We start from the raw sequence: 6888 nt of genomic DNA, 5'->3' as shown, positions 1-6888 counted from the left end.
CACCACCGGCTACATCGGTTGGGGGTGTGGCCGCGCACCGCCGGGCCGGCCCACACACGGTGTGGGGGAGCGGCCGGTTCCGGCCGCTCCCCCTCTCCGTGCCCCGGGAGGTCAGTTCTCCCAGTGCGGGACGTCCAGTATCTCCAGCACGACCGTGGTCCACACATAGCCGGCGCCCGCCGCCTGCAGGACCACCAGGTCCCCCGGCTTCGGTGCACCGGTCTCCATCACCCGGTGCAGGCCGAGGACGGGATCCGCGGTGCCGACCATGCCGACGCCCAGTCCCCACTCGTGGGTCGTGCGGTCGCGGTCGACCCCCAGCAGGCCGTAGAGGCCGTGCGTCACGATCGACAGGGCCAGGTTCTGGTGGAGGAAGAAGCGGACGTCGGACAGCTCCACCTCGGCCTCGTGCAGCGCCTGCTTCATGGACAGCTGGACGCTCGCCGATATCTTCTCGATCGCGTCGTCGAAGTCCATGTCCTCGGCGAGCAGGTAGTCCGACTTGCGCTCGCTGACGCCGATCGTCTCTCCCCCGGCGAACGGCGTGTCCGTCCAGCCGGCACCACTGCGTCCCATCGGTTCGAGCGACGGGTCACCGTGCGAGTACGAGGCCCTCACGCGGGCGAATCCGCCCCGGCCGGACAGTACGACGGCCGCCGCGCCGTCGCCGTCGACGTTCTGCTCGTCCGAACCCCAGCGGTCGATGTAGGGCATGCGGAAGGCGTCGCCGCCCGTGACGAGGGCCGCCGTGACGTCCGGGCGGGACGTCACGTACGAGGAGGCGACCTCGAAGGCCGCCAGCATGCCGTTGCAGCCCTGCTTGATCTCGAACGCGGGTGCCGAACCGCCGACCGTCTCCCGCTGCACGAAGCTCGCCGGCGTCCAGAAGTCGAGCCCCTGGTGTCCGATGTAGCTGTGCAGGACGAGCCCGAACTCGTCGTGCCCGTGCCCCGACCTGGCCACCGCCTGGCGCCCCGCGATCGCCGCCATCGTCGGCCCGGTCTCGTGCTCGGCGGCCACGTGGACCGACCGGAAGCCGTTCAGGGACCGCTTGTGCTCCGTGTACCGGCCCGCGGCGATCGCCTCGTCGGCGGTCTCGACGCGCTCGGGCAGGTAGGCCCCCACACCGGCGACGTACAGATTGTTCCAGCGCATGTCTGTCCCTCCTTCAGGACGCGTAGAGGTACGCCGCGAGGGTCCCGGGAGTGGGTGCCTGGTAGACGCGGCGTACCGGAATCTTGATTCCGAACGACTCCCGCAGGCGCCGGGTCAGCTTGGACGCCAGGAGGGAATGCCCGCCCAGGTCGAAGAAACTGTCCTCCGCTTCGACGTCCGTCATGCCGAGAACTTCGCCGAACAGCAGGCAGAGTTCGTTCTCCCACTCGGCTTCGGTCACTGGTGCCTCCGTTGTCTTCTGCGTCGGTAGGTGGCCCCGCTCGGGACGGTGGCCCGGTTCACACCGCGTCGAGTTCGAGCCGGCTGTGCAACTCCTCGTCGTACAGCTCGTCGACGGACATGCCGCCGGCCGCCACCGCGAAGTAGCGCTCTGTCAGCTCCGGGGACTGCTGGACCGTGCGGAGCATCGCCATCCGGTCGGGCGTGACCTCGAGCCGGCTGACGAACAGGGTGTTGCGGTACCCCTCGAAGAGCTCGTCCTGGAGCTGCTCCCCGTACCGCCGCAGCGCCTCGTCGAGGCGGACCGGATCGTCCAGGACGCCGCCGACCGCGTCGGCCAGCAGATCGGCCTGAAGAAAGGCGTCGCTGATGCCCCGCGCGGTGATCGAGTCCTTGTGGTGCGCGGCGTCCCCGACCAGGGCCCATCCGGGGCCGTTCGGCATGCGGAAGAAGTTCTGCTGGTCACCGGTGCCGCGCAGCCGCTCGACCCGCTCCGCGCCGGCCGTGCGCTCGTACAGGTCGGGGGCGGTCGTGCGGATGTTCTCCAGGTAGTGCTCGAGGGCGTCACCGCGCACCCGGTCGAACTCCGCCTGCGGGAAGTACGCGGCGATCAGCGTGGCGCCGTCGTTGGTCGGTATCGCACCGATCCAGCGGCCGGGCCGTTCGTACAGCTCGAACTGGGACGTGACGCCGCGCCAGTAGGTGAAGTAGATGCAGGACATCAGGGGGTCGTGCACCGTGTACGGGGCGCCGACGGCCTTGGCGACGGCCGAGCGCATCCCGTCGGCGCCCACGACCAGCCGGGCCCTCTCCTCGACGGGAGTCCCCGCGGCGGAACGGCACTTGACGCCCACGACCCGGTCACCCTCGTACACCAGGCCGGAGACGGAGCAGCCGTCCCGGAACTGAGCTCCGGCGGCCACGGCGGCGTCCACGAGGATCTGGTCCAGCAGGTAGCGGCGCGGCGCGTACGCCGCCGACTGGCCGTGGGCGGGCACGGTGCCCCCGTCAAGACGGACGTCGCCCACCTGGTACACGGTACGGTCGAGAGCCGGGCAGCCGGTGGCCCGGACCGCGTCCAGCACGCCCCACCGTGCGAGTCTGGCGATCCCCGGCTGGTGGATGTAGTGCGTGGACAGGGTGTCGCTGGGAAACCGGGCCCGGTCGACGAGCAGCACCCGACGGCCCGCCCGCGCCAGGAGCAGAGCGGTGGCGGCACCCGCGACCCGCGCCCCCACCACGATGACGTCGTACATTCCGGACCTCCAAGTCACGGATCTGCCCTCCGGTTCGGCGGTGGGCCGGGCGGTGTCGCCCGGCCCACCTGGTTGGGGGGCAACCTGAGGGCACCTTGGCAGCCCCGTCTCGAGACCCGCTCGATCAGTCCTGGGCGAAGGCGCCGAGGTGCTCCTCGGCCCACTGCCGGAAGGTCCGTGCGGGGCGGCCCGTGACCCGCTCCACCGTGTCGGTGACCGTGACGGGCCGGTCCACCGACGCGGCCCACTGGTCGAGCAGCGAGGTGAGGACCGGCGCCGGCACGAAGCGGCCCATCTGCTCGACGGCCTCCTGCCGGGTGAGCTCGTGCACGGGGATCTCGCGCCGCAGGAGGGCGGCGAGGATGCCGATCTGCTCCCGGAAGGACAGGGACCGGGGGCCGGTGAGCGTGAGGGTCCGGCCGGCGAGCGCCTCGTCTGCGAGTGCGGCGACGGCGACGTCCGCGACGTCGTCCTCGTGGACGGGCGCGGTGTGGGCCTGCGCGTAGGGCAGTCGCACGGGCTGTCCGCCGCGGACGGCCTCGCGCCAGCCGAACGCGTTGCCCGCGAAGGCGCCGGGCCGCAGCACCGTGGCCGACAGCGCGGATGCGGCCAGGGCGTCCTCCACCGCCGCGTGGTGCAGGGCCAGGGGGTCTGTCTCGGCGCCGGGTTCGCCGACCGTCGAGGAGGACAGCAGGACGACATGTCGGACACCGGCCCGAGCGGCCGCGGCGAACAGGTCCTTGGCCCCTTCGGGTTCGGCGTAGAGGAAGGCCTTGTCCACACCGCGCAGCGCGGCGTCGAAGGTCCCCGGGCGGTTCAGGTCCAGGGCGGCGACGTCGACTCCGGCCGGAACGACCAGCTCCTCGGGTGTGCGGCTGGAGGCGCGCAGGGTGTGCCCTGCGGCGTGTAAGCGGTCGAGGACGCGACGCCCGATGGTGCCACGCGCCCCGGTCACAAGGATGGTCACGGTTGTACTCCCGTCGAGTGCGGTTCCGGCTCGGTTGGGGGGAGCCCGACGAATGGTCCATCAGCCCGTCGGGCTTATGCGGAGCCGGCGATTCAGTGAACCGGTTCGCGCTCGCGCATGCCTTGATCCGCCGGTCGGGGCTGTCCGGTTCCACCGTCGGTCGAGCGGTCTCCCGGACCCTGCCGCTCCGGGATTCTCGAGAGGAGCCAGGCCGATGACATCGGTAATCGCAGCGTTTCGCCGTCGGGTCGCCGACGCCCCCGACACGGTGGCGGTCTCCGCAGGTGACGACCGCCTCACCTATGCCCTGCTCGACGGATGGGCCCGGGAGGTGTCCCGCGTGCTCGCCGACGCCGCGGGTGTGGTTCCGGGCGACCGGGTCGCCGTCTGCCTGGAGCGCTCCCCCGGGCTCGTCGCCGCGCTGCTCGGTGTGCTCGGGGCCGGCGCGGCGTTCGTGCCGATCTCCGTCGAGGACCCGGCGGCACGCGTGGCCGAGGTGTTCGCGGACGCCGAGGTGCGTGCCGTCCTGTGCGGGCCGGAGGACACCGGCCGTTTCGCGCCGTACGGCATACCCGTCCTCCAGGTCCCCGCCCGTCCGGCGGCCGGCGGGCAGGCGACGCCGGACACGCCCGCGCCGCGGGCCGACGATCTGGCGTACCTGATGTACACCTCGGGATCCACCGGCCGTCCGAAGGCGGTCATGGTCGAGCACCGCAACATCACGAACCTGGTGACCGACCCCAACTACGTCGAGTTGGGCCCCGACGACCGGATCCTTCAGCTCGCGCCGGTCGCCTTCGACGCCTCCACCTTCGAGATCTGGGGCGCGCTCCTCAACGGCGCCCGGCTGGTGCTGGCACCGCCGCGGCAGGTGCAGGCCGAGGAACTCGGCACCCTGCTGCGGCAGGAGGGGATCACCGTGCTCTGGCTGACCGCCGCGCTCTTCCACCGGCAGATCGAGGTGGACGTGAAGGCCTTCGTCGGGCTGCGCACGGTGCTGGCCGGCGGGGACGTGCTCTCCGTCCCGCACATCCGCGAGTTCTGGGCCTCCGTCCCCGGTTGCCGGGTCGTCAACGGGTACGGGCCGACCGAGACGACCACCTTCGCCCTGTGTCACCGGATCGACCCGCGGGAGGACCTCGGGCATTCCGTGCCCATCGGCACTCCCGTCCAGAACGTCGACGTCCGCATCGTCGGCGACTCGGGCGAGCCGCTGCCGGACGGTGCTCCCGGAGAGCTGTGGATCGGTGGCGCCGGGGTCTCGCGGGGCTACTGGCGGCGTCCCGACCTGACCGCGAAGGCCTTCGTCAGCGCGTCCTTCGACGGATCGCCGGGCCGTTACTACCGCAGCGGAGATCTGGCGGCGCGTCGCCCCGACGGCGTCGTCGTGTTCCTCGGCCGCAACGACGACCAGTTCAAGCTGCGGGGTTTTCGCATCGAGCCCGGCGAGCTCGAAAGCGTGCTGGCCGGTCATCCGCAGGTGCGCAGTGCCGCGGTCGGGGTGCGGGAGAACCATCTGGCCGACCGCCGCCTGGTGGCCTGGGTGGTGCCCGAGGGCGAGTCGCTCGACCGGCGTGCGCTCAGGTCCTACCTGCGCGAGCGGGTGCCCGAGCACATGATCCCCGCCGCCTTCGTCGCGCTTGCCGGGCTGCCGGTCACCGGCAACGGCAAGACCGACCGCAGGGCGCTGCCCACCCCCGACTGGACGTCGAAGTCCATCTACGTCTGACCGGTTCCGCTCGACCTGGATTCCAGTCCGGTCTGGATTGATGGCGGAGTTCACACCTGAAAGGACGGAGCATGACCAAGCAGCCCTGTACGCCGCAGTATGTCGTGGTCACCGGCGGTGCCACCGGAATCGGTCGCGCCACCGCGCTCGCCTTCGCCGAGCAGGGAGCCGCCGGGGTGATCGTCACCGGGCGGCGGCCCGACCGGCTGGACGAGGTGGCGGCGCTGCATCCGGCCATCGTCCCCGTGTGCGCGGACGTGAGCACGGAGAGCGGCGCCGACGCGGTCGCCAAGGCCGTCGGCGAGTGGGGCGGGGCCGTCGACGTCCTGGTCCACAACGCCGGTGTGCACACGATCGGCGCCGTGGGCGACATCGACCCGGAGGCGGCCCGTGAACTCTTCGACATCAACGTGCTGGGCACGGTGATCCTCACCAACCGGCTGCTGCCGGCGTTGACCTCGCCGGGCGGCAGCATCGTGTTCGTCACCAGTCCGGCCGGGCACAACCCGACCCCGATGGCCTCGGTGTACGCGGCGAGCAAGGCGGCCGTGAACATCTTCACCCGCACCTGGGCCCTGGAGCTGGCTCCCCGGGGCATCCGCGTGAACGCGGTGGCTCCCGGCTGGGTGCGCACCGAGGTCTACGAGTCGCACGGCATGACCGCCCAGCAGGTGGACGAGCTCTTCGAGCAGGCCGCCAGGAGCGTTCCGATGGGCGTGACCGGTGTACCGGAGGACGTGTCACGGTGGATCACTCTGCTCGCCGCACCGAGCAGTGCCTGGATGACGGGACAGATCCTGACGATGGACGGCGGCGCGGATCTGGTGCGGGCACGGCAGGTCTGACCGAAACCGGACGAAGGAAAGGACGGCACACCGATGTCGAAGACAGCTGACCGGCACCAGACCGGCCCCGCAGCGGGCTCGGTCCTCGCCCCTGAGGCCCTGTTCCACACCGGACTGGTGGTGGAGGACCTGGAGTCGGCGATGAAGACCCTGGGCGAGCTGGCGGGCTACCACTGGACCAGTGTCATGGAACTCCAGGTGAGCGCGCGCACGCCGCACGGCCTGCGGCAGGCCTCGCAGCGGTTCGTGCTCTCGCTCGAGGAACCCCGGCTGGAACTGGTCGAGGAGATACCCGGCACCGTGTGGGTGTCCGAGGGCAGCAACGGGGCGCACCACGTGGGCTACTGGGCCGAGGACGAACGCATCGAGGAGGTCTCGGCCGCACTCGTGGGGCTGGGTCTCGAGGTCGAGGCCTCCAACGACTTCGAGGCGGACGGCAGGCTGATGTGGGTGTACCACCGCGGACTCGGCGGGATCCGTGTCGAGTTGCTGAACACCCTGATGAAGCCGTCCATGGACGCCTGGATCGCGGGAGCGGACCCGGCAGCCGTACAGCGGGAGGCGCCCGTCGGCTGACGGACGCGCCGAGGACGGCTTGGGGCCCCCGCCTTCGGGCGGGGCCCAGAAGAGCGGCTACTACGCCGATGACATCGTGGCGCCGTTGAGCCAGGCGGCCGTCCAGGTGTGGTCCGGCTG

At 71.4% G+C, this 6888-nt stretch carries 7 protein-coding genes; 3 read left to right on the top strand and 4 right to left on the bottom strand.

The features are described from left to right. Window positions 1-111: 111 nt before the first annotated feature. The 4 genes from AB0P24_RS47380 to AB0P24_RS47365 all read right to left on the bottom strand — a co-directional run bounded on the left by AB0P24_RS47380 (window position 112) and on the right by AB0P24_RS47365 (window position 3618). Window positions 112-1155 (bottom strand): ketoacyl-ACP synthase III family protein, encoded by a 1044-nt coding sequence (locus AB0P24_RS47380; protein WP_181802130.1) that lies wholly within the window; start codon window positions 1153-1155, stop codon window positions 112-114. 13 nt (window positions 1156-1168) lie between these two features. After that, window positions 1169-1396, bottom strand: coding sequence for a phosphopantetheine-binding protein (locus AB0P24_RS47375; RefSeq protein ID WP_365805624.1), 228 nt, complete (start codon window positions 1394-1396; stop codon window positions 1169-1171). A gap of 58 nt (window positions 1397-1454) precedes the next feature. Continuing rightward, on the bottom strand, window positions 1455-2651 hold the full coding sequence (locus AB0P24_RS47370; RefSeq protein WP_365805622.1) for an FAD-dependent oxidoreductase: 1197 nt from the start codon (window positions 2649-2651) through the stop codon (window positions 1455-1457). A gap of 124 nt (window positions 2652-2775) precedes the next feature. Next, window positions 2776-3618 (bottom strand): NAD(P)H-binding protein, encoded by an 843-nt coding sequence (locus AB0P24_RS47365; protein WP_365805620.1) that lies wholly within the window; start codon window positions 3616-3618, stop codon window positions 2776-2778. A 214-nt stretch (window positions 3619-3832) separates the two neighbouring features. Here AB0P24_RS47365 and AB0P24_RS47360 point away from each other — a divergent pair, with 214 nt between their 5' ends. From AB0P24_RS47360 to AB0P24_RS47350, 3 genes are all read left to right on the top strand, one after another. Then, entirely contained in the window at window positions 3833-5347 is a 1515-nt protein-coding gene (locus tag AB0P24_RS47360; RefSeq protein ID WP_365805618.1) for an amino acid adenylation domain-containing protein, read from the top strand. Window positions 5348-5418: 71 nt separating this feature from the next. Then, window positions 5419-6192: an SDR family oxidoreductase gene (locus AB0P24_RS47355; RefSeq protein ID WP_365805616.1), complete on the top strand. Its 774-nt coding sequence runs from the start codon at window positions 5419-5421 to the stop codon at window positions 6190-6192. Window positions 6193-6225: 33 nt separating this feature from the next. Further along, complete coding sequence (locus AB0P24_RS47350; protein ID WP_365805614.1) at window positions 6226-6768, top strand: VOC family protein; 543 nt, start codon at window positions 6226-6228, stop codon at window positions 6766-6768. Window positions 6769-6888: the final 120 nt, after the last annotated feature.

The organism is Streptomyces sp. NPDC086519 (assembly GCF_040686075.1).
GTDB lineage: Bacteria > Actinomycetota > Actinomycetes > Streptomycetales > Streptomycetaceae > Streptomyces > Streptomyces shenzhenensis.
Note: the sequence above shows the minus strand (reverse complement) of the source record. Positions and strands in the feature narration are given on the sequence as shown.

What these genes read in the sequence shown, in the direction of transcription:
- AB0P24_RS47370 (WP_365805622.1), bottom strand. Translation starts at nt 2,651, where the DNA reads ATGTACGACGTCATCGTGGTGGGGGCGCGGGTCGCGGGTGCCGCCACC.
- AB0P24_RS47380 (WP_181802130.1), bottom strand. Translation starts at nt 1,155, where the DNA reads ATGCGCTGGAACAATCTGTACGTCGCCGGTGTGGGGGCCTACCTGCCC.
- AB0P24_RS47360 (WP_365805618.1), top strand. Translation starts at nt 3,833, where the DNA reads ATGACATCGGTAATCGCAGCGTTTCGCCGTCGGGTCGCCGACGCCCCC.
- AB0P24_RS47350 (WP_365805614.1), top strand. Translation starts at nt 6,226, where the DNA reads ATGTCGAAGACAGCTGACCGGCACCAGACCGGCCCCGCAGCGGGCTCG.
- AB0P24_RS47355 (WP_365805616.1), top strand. Translation starts at nt 5,419, where the DNA reads ATGACCAAGCAGCCCTGTACGCCGCAGTATGTCGTGGTCACCGGCGGT.